General features: G+C 66.6%; 24 protein-coding genes. 6 read left to right on the top strand and 18 right to left on the bottom strand.

Annotation, left to right across the window (positions count from 1 at the left end; all coding sequences use genetic code 11):
• Positions 1–6 precede the first annotated feature (6 nt).
• Genes DES47_RS13090 through DES47_RS13080 form a run of 3 tightly spaced genes read right to left on the bottom strand, consistent with a single transcriptional unit; the run spans position 7 to position 2,534 of the window.
• Positions 7–1,122 (bottom strand): COX15/CtaA family protein, encoded by a 1,116-nt coding sequence (locus DES47_RS13090; RefSeq protein ID WP_133701148.1) that lies wholly within the window; start codon positions 1,120–1,122, stop codon positions 7–9.
• A 3-nt stretch (positions 1,123–1,125) separates the two neighbouring features.
• Positions 1,126–1,797 carry a thioredoxin domain-containing protein gene (locus DES47_RS13085; RefSeq protein ID WP_133701147.1) on the bottom strand — a complete coding sequence of 224 codons (672 nt, stop codon included), beginning with the start codon at positions 1,795–1,797 and terminating at the stop codon, positions 1,126–1,128.
• The gene (locus DES47_RS13080; protein WP_133701146.1) at positions 1,794–2,534 is read right to left on the bottom strand and encodes an SURF1 family protein; all 741 of its coding nucleotides are present in this window, start codon (positions 2,532–2,534) and stop codon (positions 1,794–1,796) included. Before DES47_RS13080 ends, DES47_RS13085 begins: the two co-directional genes overlap by 4 nt.
• Before the next feature lie 39 nt (positions 2,535–2,573).
• Between DES47_RS13080 and DES47_RS13075 the strand changes: the two genes are divergently transcribed.
• The gene (locus DES47_RS13075; protein WP_133701145.1) at positions 2,574–2,789 is read left to right on the top strand and encodes a DUF2909 domain-containing protein; all 216 of its coding nucleotides are present in this window, start codon (positions 2,574–2,576) and stop codon (positions 2,787–2,789) included.
• An 88-nt stretch (positions 2,790–2,877) separates the two neighbouring features.
• On the opposite strand, the gene DES47_RS13070 is transcribed toward DES47_RS13075, so the two are convergent.
• From DES47_RS13070 to DES47_RS13045, 7 genes are all read right to left on the bottom strand, one after another.
• A complete protein-coding gene (locus tag DES47_RS13070; RefSeq protein ID WP_133701144.1) occupies positions 2,878–3,762 on the bottom strand; it encodes a cytochrome c oxidase subunit 3 in 885 nt (294 codons plus the stop codon).
• Between the two features lie 35 nt (positions 3,763–3,797).
• Positions 3,798–4,040, bottom strand: coding sequence for a DUF2970 domain-containing protein (locus DES47_RS13065; RefSeq protein ID WP_133701143.1), 243 nt, complete (start codon positions 4,038–4,040; stop codon positions 3,798–3,800).
• Positions 4,037–4,645, bottom strand: a complete 609-nt coding sequence (locus tag DES47_RS13060; protein WP_133701142.1) for a cytochrome c oxidase assembly protein — start codon at positions 4,643–4,645, stop codon at positions 4,037–4,039. Before DES47_RS13060 ends, DES47_RS13065 begins: the two co-directional genes overlap by 4 nt.
• Before the next feature lie 5 nt (positions 4,646–4,650).
• Complete coding sequence (locus DES47_RS29315; protein WP_243748290.1) at positions 4,651–4,764, bottom strand: cytochrome oxidase small assembly protein; 114 nt, start codon at positions 4,762–4,764, stop codon at positions 4,651–4,653.
• Between the two features lie 23 nt (positions 4,765–4,787).
• Positions 4,788–6,428, bottom strand: coding sequence for a cytochrome c oxidase subunit I (gene ctaD, locus DES47_RS13055; RefSeq protein WP_133701141.1), 1,641 nt, complete (start codon positions 6,426–6,428; stop codon positions 4,788–4,790).
• 29 nt (positions 6,429–6,457) lie between these two features.
• Positions 6,458–7,636 carry a cytochrome c oxidase subunit II gene (gene coxB / locus DES47_RS13050; RefSeq protein ID WP_133701140.1) on the bottom strand — a complete coding sequence of 393 codons (1,179 nt, stop codon included), beginning with the start codon at positions 7,634–7,636 and terminating at the stop codon, positions 6,458–6,460.
• Positions 7,637–8,042: 406 nt separating this feature from the next.
• The gene (locus DES47_RS13045; RefSeq protein ID WP_133701139.1) at positions 8,043–8,963 is read right to left on the bottom strand and encodes a class I SAM-dependent methyltransferase; all 921 of its coding nucleotides are present in this window, start codon (positions 8,961–8,963) and stop codon (positions 8,043–8,045) included.
• Between the two features lie 204 nt (positions 8,964–9,167).
• Here DES47_RS13045 and DES47_RS13040 point away from each other — a divergent pair, with 204 nt between their 5' ends.
• The 3 genes from DES47_RS13040 (at position 9,168) to DES47_RS13030 (ending at position 11,006) form a co-directional block, all read left to right on the top strand.
• Entirely contained in the window at positions 9,168–9,731 is a 564-nt protein-coding gene (locus tag DES47_RS13040; RefSeq protein ID WP_133701138.1) for a ComF family protein, read from the top strand.
• A gap of 8 nt (positions 9,732–9,739) precedes the next feature.
• On the top strand, positions 9,740–10,210 hold the full coding sequence (trmL, locus tag DES47_RS13035) for a tRNA (uridine(34)/cytosine(34)/5-carboxymethylaminomethyluridine(34)-2'-O)-methyltransferase TrmL (protein ID WP_133701137.1): 471 nt from the start codon (positions 9,740–9,742) through the stop codon (positions 10,208–10,210).
• A gap of 103 nt (positions 10,211–10,313) precedes the next feature.
• On the top strand, positions 10,314–11,006 hold the full coding sequence (locus DES47_RS13030) for a PEP-CTERM sorting domain-containing protein (RefSeq protein ID WP_133701136.1): 693 nt from the start codon (positions 10,314–10,316) through the stop codon (positions 11,004–11,006).
• A gap of 39 nt (positions 11,007–11,045) precedes the next feature.
• Here the strand turns inward: DES47_RS13030 and DES47_RS13025 are convergent, their stop codons facing one another.
• The 5 genes from DES47_RS13025 to DES47_RS13005 all read right to left on the bottom strand — a co-directional run bounded on the left by DES47_RS13025 (position 11,046) and on the right by DES47_RS13005 (position 14,432).
• A complete protein-coding gene (locus tag DES47_RS13025) occupies positions 11,046–12,017 on the bottom strand; it encodes a Bug family tripartite tricarboxylate transporter substrate binding protein (protein WP_133701135.1) in 972 nt (323 codons plus the stop codon).
• Between the two features lie 37 nt (positions 12,018–12,054).
• Positions 12,055–13,071, bottom strand: a complete 1,017-nt coding sequence (locus DES47_RS13020) for an NAD(P)H-dependent glycerol-3-phosphate dehydrogenase (protein WP_133701134.1) — start codon at positions 13,069–13,071, stop codon at positions 12,055–12,057.
• Positions 13,072–13,112: 41 nt separating this feature from the next.
• Positions 13,113–13,586 carry a protein-export chaperone SecB gene (gene secB, locus DES47_RS13015; RefSeq protein WP_133701133.1) on the bottom strand — a complete coding sequence of 158 codons (474 nt, stop codon included), beginning with the start codon at positions 13,584–13,586 and terminating at the stop codon, positions 13,113–13,115.
• A 117-nt stretch (positions 13,587–13,703) separates the two neighbouring features.
• The gene (gene grxC, locus DES47_RS13010; RefSeq protein WP_133701132.1) at positions 13,704–13,961 is read right to left on the bottom strand and encodes a glutaredoxin 3; all 258 of its coding nucleotides are present in this window, start codon (positions 13,959–13,961) and stop codon (positions 13,704–13,706) included.
• 63 nt (positions 13,962–14,024) lie between these two features.
• Positions 14,025–14,432 carry a rhodanese-like domain-containing protein gene (locus DES47_RS13005; RefSeq protein WP_133701131.1) on the bottom strand — a complete coding sequence of 136 codons (408 nt, stop codon included), beginning with the start codon at positions 14,430–14,432 and terminating at the stop codon, positions 14,025–14,027.
• Positions 14,433–14,538: 106 nt separating this feature from the next.
• Between DES47_RS13005 and gpmA the strand changes: the two genes are divergently transcribed.
• Positions 14,539–15,282, top strand: a complete 744-nt coding sequence (gene gpmA / locus DES47_RS13000) for a 2,3-diphosphoglycerate-dependent phosphoglycerate mutase (RefSeq protein ID WP_133701130.1) — start codon at positions 14,539–14,541, stop codon at positions 15,280–15,282.
• Here gpmA and DES47_RS12995 read toward each other — a convergent pair.
• Positions 15,279–15,758 carry a universal stress protein gene (locus DES47_RS12995; RefSeq protein WP_133701129.1) on the bottom strand — a complete coding sequence of 160 codons (480 nt, stop codon included), beginning with the start codon at positions 15,756–15,758 and terminating at the stop codon, positions 15,279–15,281. The two genes, gpmA and DES47_RS12995, sit on opposite strands and share 4 nt — an antisense overlap.
• Positions 15,759–15,926: 168 nt before the next feature.
• Here DES47_RS12995 and DES47_RS12990 point away from each other — a divergent pair, with 168 nt between their 5' ends.
• Entirely contained in the window at positions 15,927–17,063 is a 1,137-nt protein-coding gene (locus DES47_RS12990) for a hypothetical protein (RefSeq protein WP_133701128.1), read from the top strand.
• On the opposite strand, the gene DES47_RS12985 is transcribed toward DES47_RS12990, so the two are convergent.
• Positions 17,041–18,381: a tetratricopeptide repeat protein gene (locus tag DES47_RS12985; protein ID WP_133701127.1), complete on the bottom strand. Its 1,341-nt coding sequence runs from the start codon at positions 18,379–18,381 to the stop codon at positions 17,041–17,043. The genes DES47_RS12990 and DES47_RS12985 overlap by 23 nt on opposite strands.
• A 74-nt stretch (positions 18,382–18,455) precedes the next feature.
• The gene (locus DES47_RS12980) at positions 18,456–21,740 is read right to left on the bottom strand and encodes an amidohydrolase family protein (protein ID WP_133701126.1); all 3,285 of its coding nucleotides are present in this window, start codon (positions 21,738–21,740) and stop codon (positions 18,456–18,458) included.
• Positions 21,741–21,782 lie beyond the last annotated feature (42 nt).

Genomic DNA, 21,782 nt, shown 5'->3' with positions numbered 1-21,782 from the left:
GCGATTCTACGAAAGCGTGCGGTGGGCCGACTGATGGACCCGTGTGAGCAGCAAGGTCAGCAGCACCAGCAGGGCGGCGGCGCCGCCGGTATGGGCCACGGCCGCGATCAGCGGCCAGCCCAGCACCACATTGGACAGGCCAGACGCCAGCTGCCACAGCGCAACCAGGGCCAGGCGCAGGGCCCAGGGCTTCAGGTCGGGGTTGCGCGACAGTTGCAGCGCCCAGGCCAGGGCGAGCAACCCGGTCAGCACCACGGCAGCGCCGAGGCGGTGGGTCAGGTGGATGGCCGTCAGCGCGGCAAAGGGCAGCCAGCCGCCGTCCTTGCCGACACCGAGCTCGCGCCACAGCGCGAAGCCGTGTTCGAAGTCAGTCTCGGGCCACCAACGGCCCTGGCAGGTCGGGAAGTCGGTGCAGGCCAGCACCGCGTAATTGGTGCTGACCCAGGCGCCCAGCGCGACCTGGAGCAGGCTCAGGCCCAGCATGGCCCAGACGGCGCGGCGCAATCCACGGGCCATGCTTAGTGGCCTGGGCTCGTAGGCCTGGGCCTGCACGGCCAGCAGCATCAGCAGCAACATACCGCCCAGCAGATGCATCGTGACGATGGCCGGGAACAGCTTCATCGTCACCGTCAGCGCGCCAAAGGCGCCCTGCACACAGACCCAGACCAGGGTGGCCGTGGCCCACCAGGGCGACAGCAGCGGGCCGGCGCGAGTCCGCAATCTCCAGGTCATCGCGCACAGTGCCAGCAGCAGCACGCCCACGGCGGTGGCCAGGTAGCGATGAATCATCTCCACCCAGGCCTTGCCGTGGGTGACCGGGCCGGAGGGCATGGCGCTCTGCGCCGCATCGATGTGGGCAGTGGCACCCAGGGGACTGGCGCTGCCATAGCAGCCGGGCCAGTCGGGGCAGCCCAGACCCGAATCGGTCAGACGGGTGAAGGCGCCGAACAGCACCAGGTCGAAGGTCAGGAACAGGGTCAGCAGCGTCAGCGCGCGCAGGCGTCTGGTGGGTGCCGCGCCGCGATGGCGCAGCTGCAGCCACAGCAGCGGCCCGGCGGCCAGCAGCAGGCCCAGGGCGGCCATGCTCAGCAGCGGTGACACAGCAGATCCAGCGTCCGCCATCGCTCAGCGCCCTGCCCGGTCCCAGCTGGCGGCGGCGCGCAGCAGGCGGTCCAGGTCGCGCTTGACCTTGCCCGGCTCGGCCTGCGCAGGCGTGCGCATCATCCAGTTGCCCATCGGGTCGACGACGAACAGATGCTCATTCAGTTGGTGGCCGGCAGCCGGCGCCAGCCAGGTCTCCAGGGCCGCCTTGGGCACGCGCAGCACGGTGGCGTCGGCGCCCTGGTTCAGGCCCTGCAGTGCAGCGGCCGAAACCGGCTCCGAGTCAGGGATCAACCAGACCTTGTCCAGCTTGTCGCGCTCCTTGCCCAGCATCTCGCGCAGCTGGCGCTGCATGAACAGCTGCTTGTCGCAGGCCGCGTCGCAGGCCGCACCCTGCACGGCGATGAGCAGCCACTGGCCCTTCAGCGATGCGGCCTGCACCGGCTTGCCTTGAAGGTCCTGCAGCGGCAGGTCCGGCGGCAGGTCACGCATCGGCGTGATCAGTTCGCTATAGGCCTGGCCCTTGGGCTGGATGACGAAGAAGGTGAAATAGGAGGCGATCACCGGCGCGGCGCAGGCGGCCATGATCAACAGCATGCGGATGCGTCCGCCTCGTGTGCGCTCCGGGCTCACCAGAGAGGCCGACGTCGGCTGGCTGTGCACGGTCATCGAAACAGCTTCAGGGTCGGTGCTCATGAAGGGATACGGCCTTTGCGGCGGGGTTGGATGATTTGGAACCAGATGTACAGACCGACCAGCAGTGTGCTCAGCGCGAACCACTGGAAGGCATAGCCATAGTGCTTGTGGATGTCCACCGCCGGTGCAGGCCATTGGCGCAGCAGCCCGTCGCTGCTATCGGCCGGGGTGGCCAGCTGCTGCAGCACCAGCGGCCGCAGCGCCAGCCCGGTCTCGCGGGCGAAGTCGCTCAGGTCCACATTTTGCCGGATGGTTCCTGACTCGGCCGCGCCGAACTGATACAGCCTTGACGGCGTGGGGCCAAGCTTGCCCCAGACCTCGACCAGGCCGGCCGGTGTCGGTAACGCCGGCAACTCGGCACGCTGCGCCGCATTGCGGGGCGCCCAGCCGCGCAGCACCAGCAGCGGTGTGCCATCGTCCAGCAGCAGCGGCGTCAGCACATAGAAACCGACCCGGCCCGCCATCGGCCGGTTGTCGAGAAAGACGGTCTTGTCGGTCAGCCAGCGGCCCCGCACGCGCACATGGCGTTCGTACTGGACCGGCGCTGCGGCCGCATTCAGCGCCAGCTCGGATGGCTTCAGTTCCGGCAACTGGGCGCGCTCGTCCAGCCGCGTCTGCATGGCCTGCTTCTGCGCAGCGCGGTCGAGCTGCCAGAAACCCAGGCGGGCGGTCAGGGCCACGGCCAGCAGCGCGGCGAGCAGCACGACCCAGGCGCGCGATGAGGGGGCCTTGCTCATCTCGGCGCCCACAGCCCCGGGGTGGAATAATCAAGCCCCATGAAGATCATCATCGTGCTCATCCTGGTCGGCATCCTCGTGGCCCTGGCCGCTGCCGGCCTGTTCATGCTCAAGCGCAGCGGCAAGAACAAGCCGGGCGGCATGGCGCGGGCGCTGGCGCTGCGGGTCGGCCTGTCGGTGGCGCTGTTCCTGTTCATTCTGCTGAGCTACAAGCTGGGATGGATACAGCCGACGGGCATACCCGCCGGACGCTGAAGAACCCGACCAACACCCAAGCGAAAAAGCGCCGCTGTCAGCGGCGCTTTTCTCATGGCGGCGGGCCCATGGGACCCACCTGAAGCGCTTACATCCAGTAGACGATGATGTACAGGCCGAGCCAGACCACGTCCACGAAGTGCCAGTACCAGGCCGCACCTTCGAAGCCGAAGTGGCGCTCGGGGGTAAAGTGGCCTTTTTGCAGGCGCAGCGTGATGAACAGCAGCATCAGCATGCCGACGAACACGTGGAAGCCGTGGAAACCGGTCAGCATGAAGAAGGTCGAGCCATAGATGCCCGAGCTGAGCTTCAGGTTCAGGTCCTTGTAGGCATGGGCATATTCATAGCCCTGCACGCCCAGGAAGGTAACGCCCAGCAGCACGGTGATCCACATCCAGGCGATGGTCTTGCTGCGCTGGCCGGCGATCAGCGCGTGGTGCGCAATCGTCAGGGTCACGCCCGAGGTCAGCAGCAGCGCCGTGTTGATGGTCGGTAGCGGCCAGGGGCCCATGGTCGTGAAGGGCTCGACCACGCCGGCCGGGGCGGCTGTGAAGCCGGCGGCAACGCTGGGCCAGATGGACTTGAAGTCGGGCCACAGCAGCATGTTCTCGATGTTGCCCAGATTGGGCACCGAGGACATCCGCGCCCAGCCCAGTGCGCCGAAGAAGGCGGCGAAGAACATCACTTCGGAGAAGATGAACCAGCTCATGCTCCAGCGGAAGGAGACATCGATGCGGTCGCTGTACAGACCGGACTCGCTCTCGTGAATCGCCTCACCGAACCACTGCTTGAGCACAAAGGCCCACCAGATCAGGCCGGCGCCCAGCGAATAGGCACCCCACTGATGGCCGTTGATCCACTGGCCTGCGCCAAGAATCACCAGCAGCAGGCCAAAGGCGGCCATGACCGGATGCCGTGAAGGCGCGGGCACAAAGTAATACGGCGTTTGGCCAGGTGTTGTCGCTGCCGACATGATTTCTCCTCGAACCTAAGACTTCAAACTGATTGTTAGCTGCCGGCGACGCCGCTGCCGATGACCCAATTGACCACCAGCACCAGCGCCAGCACAAACAGTGCTGCCCCTATCACCCCGGCGATGATCACATGCACCGGGTTGAGCTTGGCAACATCCTCTTCATATCCGGCGCCACGTCGCACGCCAAAAAAAGACCATGCGACCGCGCGCAGGGTCTGCAAAAACGAGCCCGGGCGCGCCGCGGCTTCCTTCAAATCCTGACCAGGCCTGCTCATGTGCGCGGCTCCGCTTCGAGCTTGGGCGCCTGGCCTTGTTTCACGTTCTTGCCCGGCACCTCGAAGAAGGTGTAGGACAGGGTGATGGTCTTCACATCGCGGGGCAGCTTCGGATCAACCACAAACACCACCGGCCACTGCTTCACCTCGCCCGGCTGCAAGGTGTATTCATTGAAACAGAAGCACTCCAACTTGTTGAAGTGAGCCGTGGCCTGCTTCGGTGCATAGCTCGGAATCGCCTGCGCCGACATGACACGGTCCTGCGTGTTGCGGAACTCGTACATGACGGTGGTCAGCTCGCCCGGATGCACGTTCAGCGTGTTCACCGCCGGCTTGAACGCCCAGGGGCCGCGCGCATTGGCGTCGAACTCGATGCTGATGCTGCGGCTGTAGTCGATCTGGCTGTTCTGGCCGTTCGCGGTTGAAGCGCCCGGCTGGCGCTCGCTGAGCGACAGCACATTGATGCCCAGGGCCGTGCAGATGGCCTTGTACATCGGCACCAGCGCGTAGCCGAAGCCGAACATCAGCGCCGCCACGACGGCGAGCTTGCCCACCATGCGCAGGTTGTCGCCGCGAAGGCCGGAGCTGATGCTGAAAGTGCCCATGGATGTCAGGAACCGAGCAAGACGATCTTGGTCACGAAGCCGATGGCGAAGACCGCGGCCACCGAGGCCAGGATCAGGGCCAGACGCAGATTGTTCTTGCGTTGCTGTTCAGTGCTCATGACGGATGCCTCGCTGTTGATCATCAACCGATGATCCTGGTTGCCGCCGCATTCAGCTTGGGCGGGGTTTCAAAGGTGTGGAAGGGCGCGGGCGAGGGAACTTCCCACTCCAGGCCTTCGGCACCCTTGCCGTCCGGGTCGGTCCAGGGGCGCTGGGGCGCCTTGGCACCCTTGCCGCGCATCATCGGCACGACGACGAACAGGAAGAAGTACACCTGCATCAGACCGAAGCCGAAGGCGCCCACCGAGGCGATCGCGTTGAAGTCGGTGAACTGCATCGGGTAGTCGGCATAGCGGCGCGGCATGCCGGCCAGACCCAGGAAGTGCATCGGGAAGAAGGTGACGTTGAAGAAGATCAACGAACCCCAGAAGTGGATCTTGCCGCGGGTCTCGGAGTACATCACGCCAGTCCACTTCGGCCCCCAGTAATAGACGCCGGCGAACAGCGCGTACAGCGAGCCTGCCACCAGCACATAGTGGAAGTGGGCAACGACGTAGTAAGTGTCCTGCAACTGGATGTCCACCGGCGCCATGGCCAGGATCAGGCCGGTGAAGCCGCCCATCGTGAACACGAAGATGAAGCCCACCGCGAACAGCATCGGTGTCTCGAAGGTCATCGAGCCACGCCACATCGTGGCGATCCAGTTGAAGATCTTCACGGCCGTGGGCACGGCGATCAGCATCGTCGCATACATGAAGAACAGCTGGCCCGTCACCGGCATGCCGGTGGAGAACATATGGTGGGCCCAGACGATGAAGGACAGGATGGCGATCGAGGCCGTCGCATAGACCATCGAGGCGTAGCCGAACAGCTTCTTGCGCGAGAAGGCCGGCACGATCTGGCTGACGATGCCGAAGGCCGGCAAGATCATGATGTAGACCTCGGGGTGACCGAAGAACCAGAAGATGTGCTGGTACATCACCGGATCACCGCCGCCTGCCGCGACAAAGAAGGAAGTCCCGAAGTGGCGGTCGGTCAAGGTCATGGTGATCGCGCCTGCCAGCACCGGCATCACGGCGATCAGCAGATAGGCGGTGATCAGCCAGGTCCAGCAGAACATCGGCATCTTCATCAGGGTCATGCCGGGCGCGCGCATGTTCAGGATGGTGACGATGATGTTGATCGAGCCCATGATGCTCGATGCACCCATGATGTGCATCGCGAAGATGCCGGCGTCCATCGACGGACCCATCTGCAGGGTCAGCGGGGCGTACAGCGTCCAGCCGGCGGCGGGGGCGCCACCGGGCATGAAGAAGCTGGCCACCAGCATGAGGGCCGCCGGAATCAGCAGCCAGAAGCTGAAGTTGTTCATGCGCGCGAAAGCCATGTCGGCCGCGCCCACCTGCAGCGGAATCATCCAGTTCGCGAAGCCCACGAAGGCCGGCATGATGGCGCCGAACACCATGATCAGGCCGTGCATCGTCGTGAACTGGTTGAACAGTTCCGGATTGAAGAACTGCAGACCCGGCTGGAACAGCTCGGCGCGTATGCACAGAGCCAGCACGCCGCCGATCATCAGCATCGTGAACGAGAACAGCAGGTACAGCGTACCTATGTCCTTGTGGTTGGTCGCGAAGACCCAGCGGCGCCAGCCGCTCGGGGCGTGGTGATCATGATCGTGGTCATGAACGTCGTGACCATGATGGTCAAGCACTGCACTCATGTTGTTTCCTTTTCTCGACGTTCAGACGGTCACTTGCGGGCGGCCAGCACTTCGGCCGGCTGCACCGCTTGGCCCGTCTTGTTGGACCAGCTGTTCTTGGTGTAGGTGATGACGGCGGCAATCTCGGTGTCGCTCAACTGCTTCCACGCCGGCATCGCGCCATTGTTCTGGCCGTTCAACAACACCGCAACCTGCTTGAGCTTGTCTTCGTCGAGCACCACCGGCGAACCGTCGATCGCCTTGATCGGGCCGGCACCCTTGCCGTCGGCCTTGTGGCAGGCGGCGCAGTTGGCGGCATAGACCTTCTCGCCACGGGCGACCAGGTCTTCCTGCTTCCAGACCTTGGCCGGATCATCGGCCTTGGCAGCCATTTCCTTCTTCTTGCCATCGACCCAGGCGGAGTAGTCGGCAGCCGACAGCACCTTCACATGGATGGGCATGTAGGCGTGCTCCTTGCCGCACAGCTCGGCGCACTGGCCGTAGAAGTCACCGGTCTTCTCGGCGCGGAACCAGGTGTCGCGCACGAAGCCGGGGATGGCATCCTGCTTCACACCGAAGGCCGGCACCATCCAGGCGTGGATCACGTCGTTGGCGGTGGTGATGATGCGCACCTTCTTGCCGACCGGCACGACCAGGGGGTTGTCCACCTTCAGCAGGTAGTTGTCGCCCTCGGGCTTGCCGGCGTTGGACATTTCGCGCTGGGCGGTGTCCAGGGTCGACAGAAAGCCCAGGCCTTCGCCCTCGCCCTTCAGGTAGTCGTAGCCCCACTTCCACTGGTAGCCGGTGGCCTTGATGGTCAGGTCGGCATTGGTGGTGTCCTTCATCGCGACCACCACCTTGGTGGCCGGCAGGGCCATGAAGATGACGATGATGAAGGGGGTCAGCGTCCAGGCCACTTCGACCTTGACGCTCTCATGGAAGTTGGCCGGCACCGCGCCCTTGGACTTGCGGTGCTTGAAGATCGAATAGAACATCACGCCGAACACGGCCACGAAGATCACCAGGCAGATGATCATCATGAAGTTGTGCAGCCACATCTGCTCGGTCGCGATCTTGGTCACCGGCGGGTGCAGATCGATCTGATTGACCGCCGGGCCGCCGGGCAGATCGCCCACCGCCAGGGCCGCATGCGTCGCCAGCGTCGCGCCCAGGGTCACCCCCAGCTGCCCCAGCCTGCGCCCGACTTCAAGTACGTTCATCGTCTTCATGGTCGTCACTTCTGTTTCAATTCCAACCCACAGCCCGGCAAGACCCAGCCGGGCTGCGCGCCCGCCTCTGGCCATCCCAGCCTCCGTATTCGCTCCCCAAGCCCACCGAAGTTCGGGGCGCACATGGCGCCCCGCTTCTCGTCATGGCACTTGGCCCATCTGCAATGACCGGATCTGCCGACAACGATCGGCAAACCCGCACCTCGTATTTCAATCCTTCTGCCCGCAAGTACCGACCGGTGCCCGCAACAAGGTCCTGATCCAGCTCAAGCCCGGCCGGCTGCCGGGCCGGTACATTCTCGCCAGCTGAGCCCCGACCATTTCGGCAAGTTCGCGATTTTAGCGTACGCGAGCGCACCGACCGCATGCCGATGCGGCGTTTTCGCCGCACGCACCGGGTTTGTGCTCATGCCGGGCGCTTTGCGCCCTGTTTGGCCATGCTTCTGAGGCTCTCGGCCGACAGACTCACCTCCTGCGCCATGCGCAGCCGCGGTGCGGCCTTGAAGGCATGACCGTAGATCACCTCCAGGCTCAACCACAAGCGGCCGTCCGGTCCGGCCAGCGGCAGCAGCGCCTGCTCCAGCCTGGCGCGCCAGCGCGGCGTGCGCAGGCCCTCGAAGCGCAGCGGCGCCGCATTGCCGCCGAGCAGACGCAGGTCCTTGAGCAGGGCCGCGGGCGTGGCCCAGGTCAGGCTAATGCGCTCCTGATCCATCACCGGATCGGCGAAACCGGCCTCGACCATCATGTCGCCGATGTCATGCATGTCCACCCAGTCCTGCAGCGGTGCGCCCCAGCCCATGGCGCGATAGACGGGACGCAACTCGCGCAGACTGTCCGGGCCCAGGCAGGAGAACATCACGAAACCATCGACGGCCAGCGCGGCCTGCCAGCGCCGCAGCTGGGTCGGCAGATCGGGCGCGGCATGCAGCACCATATTGGCCCAGAGCATCTGCGCCGCCCCGGGCACCAACGCCGACTCGGCCTGCACCTCGATGGCCGGCGCGCCGCCCATCAGGGCGGCCCACCAGGAGCGGCGCACCAGCTCGGCACTGCGCAGGCGCAAGGCCTCGGTGGGCTCGACCCAGACCTGCTTCGCCTTCGGATAGGCCTGGCTCAGCGCCTCGCGGCTGTCGCCCAGAAACCCCCACCAGTTCAGCAGCACGGCAGGCTGCAGCTTGATCACCCCCAGGCGTTCGGCCATGCGGCGCGCGATATCGGCATGCAGCCAGGGGGCTTGCGGCAGAGCGGCCAGGCGGCGCAGCTGCCTGGCCACGGCGCGCGGGTCCAGCAACGGATTGCCGCCGTGGCGGGGGGTCGTGTCGGTCATGGCCGGCAGTATATTGAGACGGTGTCCCAGCCGCCCGCCGCCCCCACAATCCCGCCCTCGGTCCAAGGCCGATGGCGGCACTGGCTGGGCCTGTGCCCATCCTTGTGTGCGCTTTGCCATGGCGCCTGCCTAGCGGCGGTGTGCGGCGACTGCCTGCGCCGGCACGCCGGATCCCAACCGCGCTGCCTCGGCTGCGCGCTGCCTGTGCCAGGCGGTGTGCGGCGCTGCGGCGCCTGCCTGGGTCAGGAGGTCGCGCTGGACCTGAGCGTGGCCGGCGTCGACTATGGCTTCCCCTGGAACGAGCTGCTGCAACAGTTCAAGTTTGGTGGCCGGCCCGAACTGGCCGAATTGCTGCTCGACCGCCTCGACGCGGCGCTCGATGACGCCCGCCCCCCGGCCCCCGACTGGCTGCTGCCGGTACCGCTGGCCCTGCCCCGCCTGCGCGAGCGCGGCTACAACCAGAGCTGGGAGCTGGCACGCCGCATGGCCCGCCGCCGCGGGCTGCGCTGTGACGCGCGGCTGCTGCTGCGCCTGCGCGACACCCCGCACCAGATCGCCCTGCCGGCCGCACAGCGCGCCTCCAATATGCGTGGCGCCTTTGCCGTCGAGCCGCTGCGCCTGGCCGAGCTGCGCGGCCGCTCGGTGGCCCTCGTCGATGACGTCATGACGACCGGCGCCACGCTGCGTGAACTTGCCCGGGTGCTCAGGGCCGCCGGGGTCATCCATGTGCAGGCCTGGATAATCGCGCGCACGCCATTGCCACCCTGAGAGACCCTATGTTCAACATCGTGCTGGTGCACCCCGAGATTCCGCCCAACACCGGCAACATCATCCGCCTGGCCGCCAACACCGGCTGCACATTGCATCTGATCGAACCGCTGGGCTTTTCGATGGAGGACAAGCTGCTGCAGCGCGCAGGTCTCGACTACCACGAGTACACGGCCGTGCTGCGGCATGCGAATTGGGAAGCCTTCATCACGGTGGCTCGACCCGACGCCGCCAGGATGTTCGCCTTCACCACCCGCGGCTCGCGGCCCTTCGCCGAGGTAGCCTGGCAGCCGGGCGACTATCTGGTGTTCGGCTCGGAGACGGCCGGCCTGCCCGAGGCGATACGTGAACATTTCAACGCCGCCCGGCGCGTGCGCCTGCCGATGCGCCCGGGCCAGCGCAGCCTGAACCTCAGCAACAGCGTGGCAGTGGCGGTGTTCGAGGGCTGGAGGCAGAACGGCTACAACGGCGCCACCTGACTCCCCCCTCAAGTGTGGGGCTATCCCTAGATCACACGATAGCCGTCGGGGGGGCGCAGCGCGCACAGTGCAGACACCTTGCCATCCATATTGGGGAGCCCCCATGAAACGCCTGCTTCTGAGCGCCGCGCTAGCGCTGTCCCTGCACACCGCCCAGGCCGTGACCCTGGTCTATGACACCACCCTCGCCCTGCCCGGCACCACATCGGCAGCAGAGCCGCAACTGGCCGGCGTGGTGCTGGAAGACAAGATGAGCGACTTCAGCATTGCCGCCCTGGGCATCTCGGGCAAGATCCAGTCGCGCGTGGTGCGCAGCGACCTGGACGGCACGCTGGACTTCTACTGGCGCATCTTCAATGACCCGAACTCGAGCGGCGCCCTGGGCGTGTTCCGCATCGGCGAGTTCTATGCGCCGGAGTTCAATGCCAACTGGCGCATCGACGGCCTGGGCGATGTGGGCCCGGCTAGCGCGCGCATGTACGGCGGCGCCAGCATCGGCAAGGGCTATATCAACTTCAATTTCCTGTCGGCCGCCTCAGGCGCCGGCTCGCTGGCACCGGGCGAGTCATCGAACTTCATCCTGATGGACACCAGCGCCGTCTACTACAACGAAACCTCGTTGATGGACGTTGCCAACATCGGCACAACGAAGGCCTCGGACCTGATGGCAACCTTCGGCCCCAGCGCCGTGCCGGAGCCGGGCAGCTATGCGCTGCTCGGCCTGGGCCTGGCGGTGCTGGGTCTGGCGCGCAGTCGCTCAACGGCAGTCCCGGATTACGTCCGGGCTACGAGCTGATCACATTAGCCCGGATGAAATCCGGGGCCGTCGGCCACATTATTCCGGCTTGACCCCCGCCGCCTTGATCACCTTGGCCCAGCTGTCGCGCTCGCTCTTGATCAAGGCCGCCAGCGCATCAGGCGTGGTGCCGGCGGCGCTGAAGTACTGACTCAGCATGCGGGTGCGCACCTCGTCGCTCTTGATGATGCGCACCAGCTCGGCCGAGACGCGGTTGACGATGGCCTGAGGCGTCCTGGCCGGGGCCAGCACGGCCTGCCAGGAGATGGCCTCGAAATTGGCAAACCCCTGCTCGGCCAGGGTCGGGATCTCGGGCAGTGCGCCGACGCGGCCCAGCGTGGTCACGCCCAGGGCTTTCAGCTTGCCGGCGCGCACCTGGCCCATCGCGATGCCAGGCACCATGAAGCCGGCCTGCACCTGGCCAGCCAGGATGGCATTGACCACCTGAGGGAAGCCCTGGTAGGGCACATGCAGCAGATCGGCGCCGCTGCGCGTCTTGAACAGCTCCATCGCCAGATGGGAGGCGCTGCCATTGCCGACGCTGCCGTAGTTCAGCTTGCCCTTTTGCTCGCGGGCGATGCGCACGAAGTCGGCGAGCGTACTGGCGCCGAGCTTGGGATCGACGACCAACAGATTCGGCGAGGTAGCGACCAGGGTCACCGGCGCCAGCTCCTTGATCGGGTCATAGCCCAGTTGCTTGCTCAGCAGCGGCGCCGTCACCAGCGGGCCCTGGATGGTGAACAGAAACGTGTAGCCATCGGGCTCGGCCTTGGCCACCATGCCGGTGCCCACATTGCCACCGGCGCCCGGGCGGTTGTCCACCACCACCGGCTGACCGAGTGCGGCGGCCAGCGGCTCGGCCACGGCACGGGCGATCAGGTCCGGTGAGCTGCCGGCCGGGAACGGCACCAACAGCTTGATGGGGCGGGAGGGCCAGGCCTGGGCCCAGGCGGGTGTGCTCAGGGCCACAGCGCCGGCCGCGGCGGTATGCAGGAAATGGCGACGTTGCATTGATTTCTTCTCCAGTTCGCGCCGCCCATGCAGCGCTTCAGTGTTCTGCGCGTGCCTGCCGCCCCATCAGCAGATCCAGGGCCGCCTGCGGCGTCAGCTGCCCCTGCAGCACGGCTACCATGGCCTCGGTGATGGGCATGTCCACGCCCTTGCTGCGCGCACGGGCCAGGACGGTGGCGGCACTGTAGACGCCCTCGGCCACATGGCCCAGCCGCTTGAGGATGGCGTCCAGGCTCAGCCCCTGGGCCAGCAAGAGGCCGACCTGGCGGTTGCGCGACAGATCGCCGGTGGCGGTCAGCACCAGATCGCCCATGCCGGACAGGCCCATAAAGGTCTCGGTCCGTGCGCCCAGCGCCTGGCCCAGCCGCATCATCTCGGCCAGGCCGCGGGTGATCAGCGCAGCGCGGGCGTTCAGACCCGGCGCGGCAGACACGTCATCGGCCGCCTCGGCCGCCAAGCGCAGGCCATCGGCAAGGCCCACGGCAATGGCCATCACATTCTTTACCGCACCGCCGACCTCCACCCCCACCGGATCGCAGGAGGTGTAAACGCGCAGGCGCTCGCTGTGAAAGGCATCGACGGCCAGTTGCGCCAGCTCGGCATCGGCACTGGCCGCCACCAGGGCGGTCGGCTGGCCGGCGGCCACTTCCTGGGCAAAGCTCGGCCCGGACAGAATGCCCACGCGCAGCCGGGGCTGCACCTCGCGGGCGATCTCATGGCCCAAGAGTCCGGTGCCGGCCTCGAAGCCCTTGCACAGCCACAGCACGGACGCGCCATCGGGCAGCTGCTTCAGCATGCCGCGCAGGCCGGCCATCGGTGTGGCGACGATGATCAGGCCGCCCTGCGCATGTTCAATGGCAGCAGCAAGATCAGCTGTAGGGGTCAGGCCTTGAGGCAGGACCACCCCGGGCAGATAGCGCTCGTTGAGGCGGCTGCTGCGCGCCTGCTCGACCCAGGCCGCGTCGCGCGCCCACAGGCAGACGTCATGGCGCGCACTGGCCTGCACGGCCAGGGCCGTACCCCAGGCGCCGGCCCCGAGAATGCTGATATTCATGCGGCAAAACGCCGGCGCTGGGCCGGCGTGTTGGGATCAGCTCAGTTCGGCAGCGACGTGGCGTCGGCGCCGGCGGCCATCGCAGCGCGTTGCTGCTGCTGCGCTTCGAACATGGCCTGAAAGTTGACTTCCGACAGCAGCACCGGCGGGAAGCCGGCACGGGTGCAGATGTCCGACACCACGGCGCGCAGGTAAGGGTAGATCATCTGCGGGCAGACGATGCCGATGATGCCTTCCAGCTGTTCGGCCGGCACATTGCGGATCTCGAAGATACCGGCCTGCTTGGCTTCGATCAGGAACAGCGTCTTGTCGCCGACCTTGGTCGTGACGGTGGCGGTGACGGCCACTTCGAAGATGCCGTCGGCCACCGGCTCGGCGGCCAGGTTCAGGTTGATGTCAACCTGGGGCTGGGTCTGCTCCAGCAGGATGCCGGGCGAATTCGGCTGCTCCAGCGACATGTCTTTCAGGTACATGCGCTGAATCTGGAACACGGGGGTGTTGTTGTCGTCGGACATGGAATTCTTTCAAATGGGAAGGCACGGCAGAGCGCGGGATTATCACCCAGGCCCAATGACAGTTTGCTGGGGGTCTGCCCGCCCTTGAAATCGAGCCGGGGCGCCCCTGTATGCCGCTCAGGCCTGCAGCAGCGCCTGCAATCCGCCGCGCTGATCGAGTGCCATCAGGTCGTCGCACCCCCCGACATGGGTGTCGCCAATGAAGATCTGCGGCACGGTGCGCCGGCCAGTCAGCGCCATCATCTCGTTGCGCTGCACCGGGTCGAGGTCGATACGGATTTCTTCGATCTGGTCCACGCCGCGCTGTTTGAGCAAGGACTTGGCCCGTATGCAATAAGGGCAGACCTGGGTGGTGTACATCTTCACGGCAGCCATCAACAAAACCTCGATTCGATCGGCAAAAAAACGGTCAGGCGGCGGTTTTCCAGCGAAAGGCGATTACACCTTTTCGATCGGCAGATTGGCTTCGCGCCAGGCCGCCAGGCCACCCGACACGGGCTGCACGTTCGCATAACCCGCTTTTTTCAGCATAGCGACGGCGCGCGTGGCGCGTGCGCCGGTCGCGCACATCACCACCAGGGGCAGGGCCTTGTTCGAGGGCAGGTTCTTGGCGCCGTCGATTGTGGCAAGCGGCACGTTCTTGGCACCGATGGCATGGCCGGCGGCATATTCGGCCGGCTCGCAGACGTCGATCAGCACCGCCTTTTCGCGGTTGATCAGGCGCACAGCCTCGGCGGTGGAAACCGCACCGCCAGCGACACCGCGGCCAAACGTGGACCACAGCAGCATCGAGCCCGAAGCGACCGCCATCAAAACCAACATCCAGTTGTCGAGAAGAAACTTCACAGGTGCGCCGTCCAGGGTGAGAGAAGCGCGGATTATAGAATTCGCGCTTCGCCCATCAATCAAGTGGGCGCAAATCGCCTCTCAACCCACTCAAGCCCCCCTGCCCATGTACAAGCTCGTGCTCATCCGCCATGGCGAATCGACCTGGAATCTGGAAAACCGCTTCACCGGCTGGACCGATGTGGACCTGACGGCCACCGGCGTCGAGCAGGCCAAGCAGTCGGGTCGGCTGATCAAGGAAGCCGGCTTGGACTTCGATATCGCCTACACCTCGGTGCTCAAGCGCGCGATCTGGACCCTGTGGCACAGCCTGGACCAGATGGACCGCACCTGGCTGCCGGTGGTCAAGGACTGGCGGCTCAACGAGCGCCATTACGGCGGCCTGCAGGGCCTGAACAAGGCCGAGACGGCGAAGAAGTATGGCGACGAGCAGGTGCTGGTCTGGCGCCGCAGCTATGACACGCCGCCGCCGGTGCTGGACGCCAGCGACCCGCGCAGCGAGCGCTCGGATCGCCGCTATGAGAAGCTGGACCCGGCCCAGGTGCCGCTGACCGAATGCCTGAAGGACACCGTGGCCCGCGTGCTGCCGGCCTGGAACGACAGCATCGCCCCGGCGATTCTGAGCGGCCAGCGAGTGGTGATCGCCGCGCACGGCAACAGCATCCGCGCGCTGGTCAAGTACCTGGACAAGATCGGTGACGACGAGATCGTCGGCGTCAACATCCCCAACGGCATTCCGCTGGTCTATGAATTGGACGCCGATTTGAAGCCGATCAAGAGCTATTACCTGGGTGACGCCGAGGCCGCGGCCAAGGCAGCCGCGGCAGTGGCCAGCCAGGGCAAGGCCTAAGACTCGATTTCGGCCCCGGCCTCGGCCTCCTCGGCTGATTCCGCTGGCTCGGCATGCTTGACCACAGTGACCGGGATAGTCGCGTCATGCAGCAGGGTCTTGGACACCGAGCCCAGCAGCGCGTCGCGAAGGCCGCCGATGCCGCGCGCACCGAGCACGATCACGTCGCAGCCATAGCGCTCGGCAATGTCCAGCAAGGTGTGGGCCGGGTCGCCGCTGCCGACCTCGTTTTCATAGGGCAGCCCTGCCGCATCCAGCAGGGCCTGGGCCGGCTCCAGGGCATGCATGCCGGCGGCCAGACTGGCCTCCAGCAGTTCGGCGCCGGGCGCCAGCACCATCTCGTACAGATAGGTGGGCTCCTGCACATTGGCAAGCACCACGCTGACCTGCAGTCCCTCCTGCGCCAGCCGCAGCACATGGTGGACGGCGTCAAGGGCCAGTTCGGAACCGTCGGACGGCAGCAGGATATTCAGCATGAGGTGGCTCCCAATCGTTCGTGTGTGGATGGCCCACTGTAAGCCCGGGCGAGCCAGGCAGACAAGTCCGAGCCTTGAGCCCCGTCATGTCACCCCGATGTCACCTGCCCGTTGTTGCGGCCGCCGCAGCGCGCCCCTAGCCTTGGCTCCACACAACAGGAGTCGAACATGGCGCTACATCACAAGTGGGCAGGTCTTGCCCTGGTCCTTCAGACCGGCTTGGCCGCAGCCGCGCCGATGGACCCGTTCTCGGTCGCCTCGCTGGGCACGCTGAACCTGGTCAGCGGCAGCTACCAGCTGATCACCGATGGCGCGGGTGGCGCGCCGGTGCTGATGGATGCGGCCAACACCGTGCTGTTTACCGGCGTCAACCGCGCCCAGGCCAGCGACTTCAACCCCAGCGTCGGTGTGCTGGACTTCGATGCGATCAGCATTGCGGCGGGCGTCACCGTGCGCGTCACCGGCAGCCAGCCGCTGGCGCTGCTGTCGCGCAGCAGCGTCAGCCTGGCCGGCATTGTCGATGCCAGCGGCTTGAACGGCGTGGACGGCATCTTCCGCGGCCCAGGCGGTGCGGGCGCGGCGGGCAATGCGGGCAGCGCGGGTGGGGGTGATGGTGGCAACGGCGCCACCGGCGGCCCGGGCCTCACCGGCTTCGGCCCTGGCGCCGGTCCAAGCACCGGTTGGTGGGGCCTGTGCCAGTGCACGATAGGCGTTGGCGGCGGCTATGGCGGAAAGGGCCTGCATCCGGTCGAGGCCGGCTACGGGCCGACCTATGGCAATCTGGGCCAGACCCTGGAGGCCGGCAGCGGCGGCAGCGGCTCGGGCAGCGCCTGGGGTGGCGGCGGTGGTGGTGGCGGCGGTGGCGGCGCCATCGAGCTGGGGGCGATCAGTTTTATTGACGTGACCATCACCGGCCAGCTGCTGGCCAACGGTGGCTACGGCGGCCTCAGCGGCGATGTGTTCGGCTACTACGGCGGCGGTGGATCGGGCGGCGGCCTGCTGCTGCATGCGGCCAGCATCACGCTCGATCAGTTCGGCCCGCAGCAGGCCGCCGTGCACGCGAAAGGCGGCGGCTACAACGGCGGCGGCGGCCGCATTGCCTTCTTCACCGCCGACGGCACCGTCAACGGCCTGACCGATGGCTACAGCCTGGTCGAGGCCAATGTCGGCACCGGCACCTATGCCGAGCGCGGAGTGATCTCCATCGGTGTGTTGAGTGCGGTGCCGGAGCTGCCGGGCTCGGCCCTGCTGTTGGCGGGCCTGGTGCTTCTCGGCAGCCGTTTCAGTCGGCGGGTCGAGGCTTGATGCTGGCCAAGAGCTCCCGCCAGGCCGGCTCTCCATGCATACGCTGGAAGCTGGGGTCCACGCGGACGAAAACGATGTTTGGGTCACGCTCCAGCACCGCGCTGCGCAGCTGGGCCAAGGCCTGCGCCAGCCTGCCGCTGCGCGTGTCGACAATGGCCCGGATATAGGGCGGCACCGCTCGCCCCTGCAGGCGCGCCATCGTGGCGTCGGACCCCGCCTGATCGCCGGCAAAGGCTTGGGCCGCTGCCAGGCTGGCCTGGCAGCCCGCATGGTCCGGCAACAGCTCGCAGCAACGGCCATAGTGGCGCAACGCCGCCGCACCGTCGCCGCGCTGCAGGGCCAGCAGGCCGCGCAGCCCTTCCAGCGCCATATTGTCCGGGGCCAGGTCAGTGGCGCCTTCGATCTCGCGCTCGGCATCATCGAGTCTGGCCTGGCCGATGCGCAGGTTGACCATGTGCAGCCGCGTGTTCAGGTACTGCGGGTCCAGGTTGCGGGCCAGCAGCAGCTCGCGCTCGGCCTCATCCAGCAGGCCCTGCGCGACCAGATGCCGGCCGTAGGCGGAGTGCACGAAAGCCACCTGCGGCGCCAGCTCGACGGCGCGCCGGAAGCTGCGCTGTGCGCCCTCCCAGTCGTGCTCGAACTGGTGCTGGATCGCCCCCAGCAGCGCATGGGCGACGGCATTCGTGTCATCGAGCACCAGGGCCTGGCGCAAGGCCTCGGCCGCATGCTCGGAGGCCACCGCCGGCGGGTGGTACCAGCCGCTGGCCAGATTGAACCAGGCCCGGGCCAGGCCGACGTAGGCAGGCGCATGGCCTGGGGACTCGCGCACCGCCATGTCGAAGCGCTCCAGGGCCTGCTCCAACGTGGCCTGGGTCAGCGGCAGACGCAGGAAATGCTCGCCGCGCTCGACCAGATCACGGGCCCGACGCGTGGCGGACTCCGGCTCGCGGACCTCGACGCTGGCGAGCACCGGCACATAGCTGCCCACCGGCAGCGTGATGCGCAGCGAAAGCTCGCGCCCTTCGCCGGCAAAGAACTCGCTCAAGCGCAGGCGCAGACGCCGCGCCTCGACGCGCACGATGCTGTCCAGCCGCGGATCGAAGCTGGCCGCCGGGCGCTCGAACACCTCCAGCGCGATCACCGTCTCCTTCAGCGCCGAGGCGTCGCCCTGCACGGAGCGCGTGACCAGGTAGCGCAAGAGCGCACGGTGCCGCGCCGAGCCGCGGAAGGCGGCGCTGCTCTCGATGCGCGCCAGCACCAGCTCCAGCTGCTCGGGAGCCGGGCACAGCACCTCGCCATCCAAGTCATCGCGCTTCATCGGGCATGCCTCAATCGGGCTCTCGGAGTCTGCGCTGACTCTACCCGAAGCCCTGCGCCCGGCCCACCCCGATTTCAGTGCCCGTGGCCGTCGCTGACGCTGTCGCCCAGCCCCTCGTCGCTGACCGGCACCTGGCTACCGTCCGCACTCTCGAAGAAAAACGGCTTGCGCGGTTTGCTGCGGGCACCGACTTCGTTCATCGTCGGCAGCTCGTACAAGCGGCCGTTGATCATCACCTGGCGGATGCGGTCGGACTGGCGGATGTCGGCCAGCACATCGCCGTCGAGCACCACCAGATCGGCCAGCTTGCCGGCCTCCAGCGAGCCGATGTCGCGGTCCATGCCCAGGTAGCGGGCCGGGTTGATCGTGGCCGTGCGCAGGGCCTCCAGCGGGCTCATGCCGCCCAGGCCAAAGGTCCACATCTCCCAGTGCGCGGCCAGGCCCTCGCGCTGGCCGTGGGCGCCGATATTCACGGGCACGCCGGCGCGCTGCAGCGCCGTGGCGGTCTTGGCCACCTCGATGACGTTGTAGTCGCCGACCGGCGCCAGCTCGCGACGCACACTGCGCGGCTCCAGCACCGAGCGGGGTACGAACTTCGACAGGATCGGATGCTTCCACACATCGGTCATCGCGTACCAGTAATGCTCGCCGTCCAGGCCGCCGAAGGCCACCACCAGCGTCGGTGTGTAGCCCACCTGGGTCTGGCTCCACAGCTGCCTGACGTCGTCATAGGTGCGGGCCACCGGCAACGCATGCTCGACGCCGGTGTGACCATCGACCACCATGGTCATATTGTTCTGGAACAGGCTGCCGCCCTCGGGCACCACCATCATGCCGGTGTCGCGCGCGGCGGCAACTATCTGCTGGCGCTGCTCACGCCGCGGCTGGTTGTAGCTCTTCACCGTGACCGCCCCCAGCGCCTTCTGCCGCTTCAGATGGGCCAGCGCGTCATCGAAGGAATTGATCACCGCCGATTGCGGCGACTTGGCCCCATACAGCACATTGCCGGTCGAATAGATGCGCGGCCCGACCACCAGGCCGGCCCGCTGCATCTCGGCCTGGGTGAAGATCTGCCCGCTGCGGTTGGACGGGTCATGCAGGGTGGTGATGCCGAAGGCCAGCGAGGCGTAGTTGACCCAGCTCTGCTGTGGAATGATGTCGTCCTCGCCCATGGTGCCGTGCCAGTGCACATCGACCAGGCCCGGGATGATGGTCTTGCCGCTGGCATCGATACGCGTCGCGCCGGCCGGAATCGCCACCGCGCCGGCGGAGCCAATGGCCTGGATGCGGTTGCCGTCGATAACGATCACGCCATTGGCGATCACCTCGTCGCCCTTCATCGTGACGATGCGCGCGCCGGTGATCGCGGTCAGGCCGCGCGGCCTGTCGGCGGTCTGGCTGAAGCCGATCTTCAGGCCGGCCTCGGTCGGCTTGGGCAAGTCCTTCGGAGAGCCAGGCACAAAGGCGAAGGCATTCTTCAGCTCGGTCGTGAACAGCTCGTCACCCAGCGCGTAGTAGAGCTTGCTGCTGTCACCGGACCAGCGCAGGTACTCGGCGGCGGTCGAGTCCAGCTGGCGCACCGGCAGCCCATCCATCTTCGGGCTGATGCTGATGGACTTGCCGACCGGAGGCAGCGGTGTGACGTAGGCATGAAAACGTTCGATGAACGACAGCCACTGCCCATCGGGCGACAGCGCGAACTCGGTCGCGAACTCGCTCTTGGCGACCTCGGTCTCCTTCTTGTCGGCGGCAAGATCGATGCGCACCAGCTTGCTGTAGAGATCGACCTCGTTGTTGACGCCACGGCGTGTCAGGAACAGCTCATCGGAGCGCTTGCCGAACTGCGGCGCCGAGCCCTCTTTGGCCACCCGTTGCGGGGCCGACTTGCCATCGCTGCCGACCAGATAGACGCCGGTCTCCAGCCCATGCCAGGGCGAGGTCAGGTAGCCGCCCTTGAGCTTGACGTAGGTCACGGCCCTGCCATCCGGCGCGAATTGCGGCTGCGTGTATTTGCCGGGTGCCGGGGTCAGCACCGTCTCCCGGCCGGTGGCGAGATCGAGCTTGCGCACGGTGCCGAGAGATGTATCGTTCCAGGCCGTGAACACCAGCTCGCGGCCGTCGCGCGACCAGCTGGGGAAGAACTCGAAGTGATCGTCCTGCTTCGTCAAACGCCGCGGCGTTCCGTTCGGCAAGTCCTTCACGTAGAGATAGCCCAGCGCCGAATAGACGACCCTGTCGCCCTGCGGCGATACGGCCGGCCAGCGCAGCTGCCTGACGTCGAACTGCTCGGGCGCCACCGCCACCTCGTTGCGCAGCGCCTTGCGGACCTCGCGCGTGTCTTTCACATGGAAGGGAATCTCGACGGCCGTCTTCTTGAACGGATCGACGCGCCAGATCTTGCCCTGGGCCCAGACGACCAGGGACTTGGCGTCCGGCAGCCAGGCGAACGATGGATACAGGCCGTGCACCGACCAGGACTCCTGCATGTCCCGCTCAAGCTTGTCCCAGACCGCGAACTCCTCGCCGGTCTTCAGGTCCTTCAGGAACAGCGTGCTTTGCATGCGCACGCGCCGCACAAAGGCCAGGTAACGCCCATCCGGCGACGGCGTGGGCCGCACCGCGCCGCCGCTGCCGGCCACGAAGGGCTCGACCGAGCCGTCCTGCAGGTCCATGCGGAAGATCTTGAAGATGCCCTGGTGGGCGTCCTTGTTGTATTCGAACTGGCGGCCGGGCGTCGCGTCATGCGAGTAGTAGAGGTATTTGCCATCGGGCGAGAAGGCCGGCTCGCCGAGGTCCTTCTGCCAGTTCGGCTTCTCGTTCAGCTGCACGCCCTTGCCGCCGCCCAGGTGGTAGAACCAGATCTCGCCCGAGCCCAACGAACGGGTGCCGGTGAAGTGCTTGCGCGCCGCGATGTAGTTGCCACTGGGGTGCCAGACCGGGTTGTTGGGCAGGCGGAAATCCTCGCTGCTCAGCGCCTTGGCATTCGTGCCATCCAGGTCCATCGTCCAGATGTTTTCGCCGCCGCCGGCATCGCTCATGAAGGCCAGGCGCTTGCCATCGGGCGAGAAGCGGGCCTGCATCTCCCAGGCGATGCTGTGCGTCAGCGGCTTGGCCTCGCCACCGGCGATGGGCAGCAGGTAGAGATCGCCGAGCAGGTCGAAGACGATCTGCTGGCCGTCGGGGCTGACGTCGACGCTCATCCAGGTGCCGCTGCGGGTGTCGATATTGACCGTCAGCTTCTCGCCGGGCGGGTTGTTGACGTCCCATTTCTTGCTTTTTGGCTCATCGGCGGCCTGCACGGTTGCGACAGCCATCAGGGCGAGGCTCAGGGCGGTGAGGCGGGGCTTCCAGGCGGGCATGGGCTTCTTTCGGTGACTGGCCCGCAGCATAGGTGCCAGGCC

This window comes from Roseateles toxinivorans (assembly GCF_004362525.1).
GTDB classification, from domain to species: Bacteria; Pseudomonadota; Gammaproteobacteria; order Burkholderiales; family Burkholderiaceae_C; genus Paucibacter; species Paucibacter toxinivorans.
Note: the sequence above shows the minus strand (reverse complement) of the source record. Positions and strands in the feature narration are given on the sequence as shown.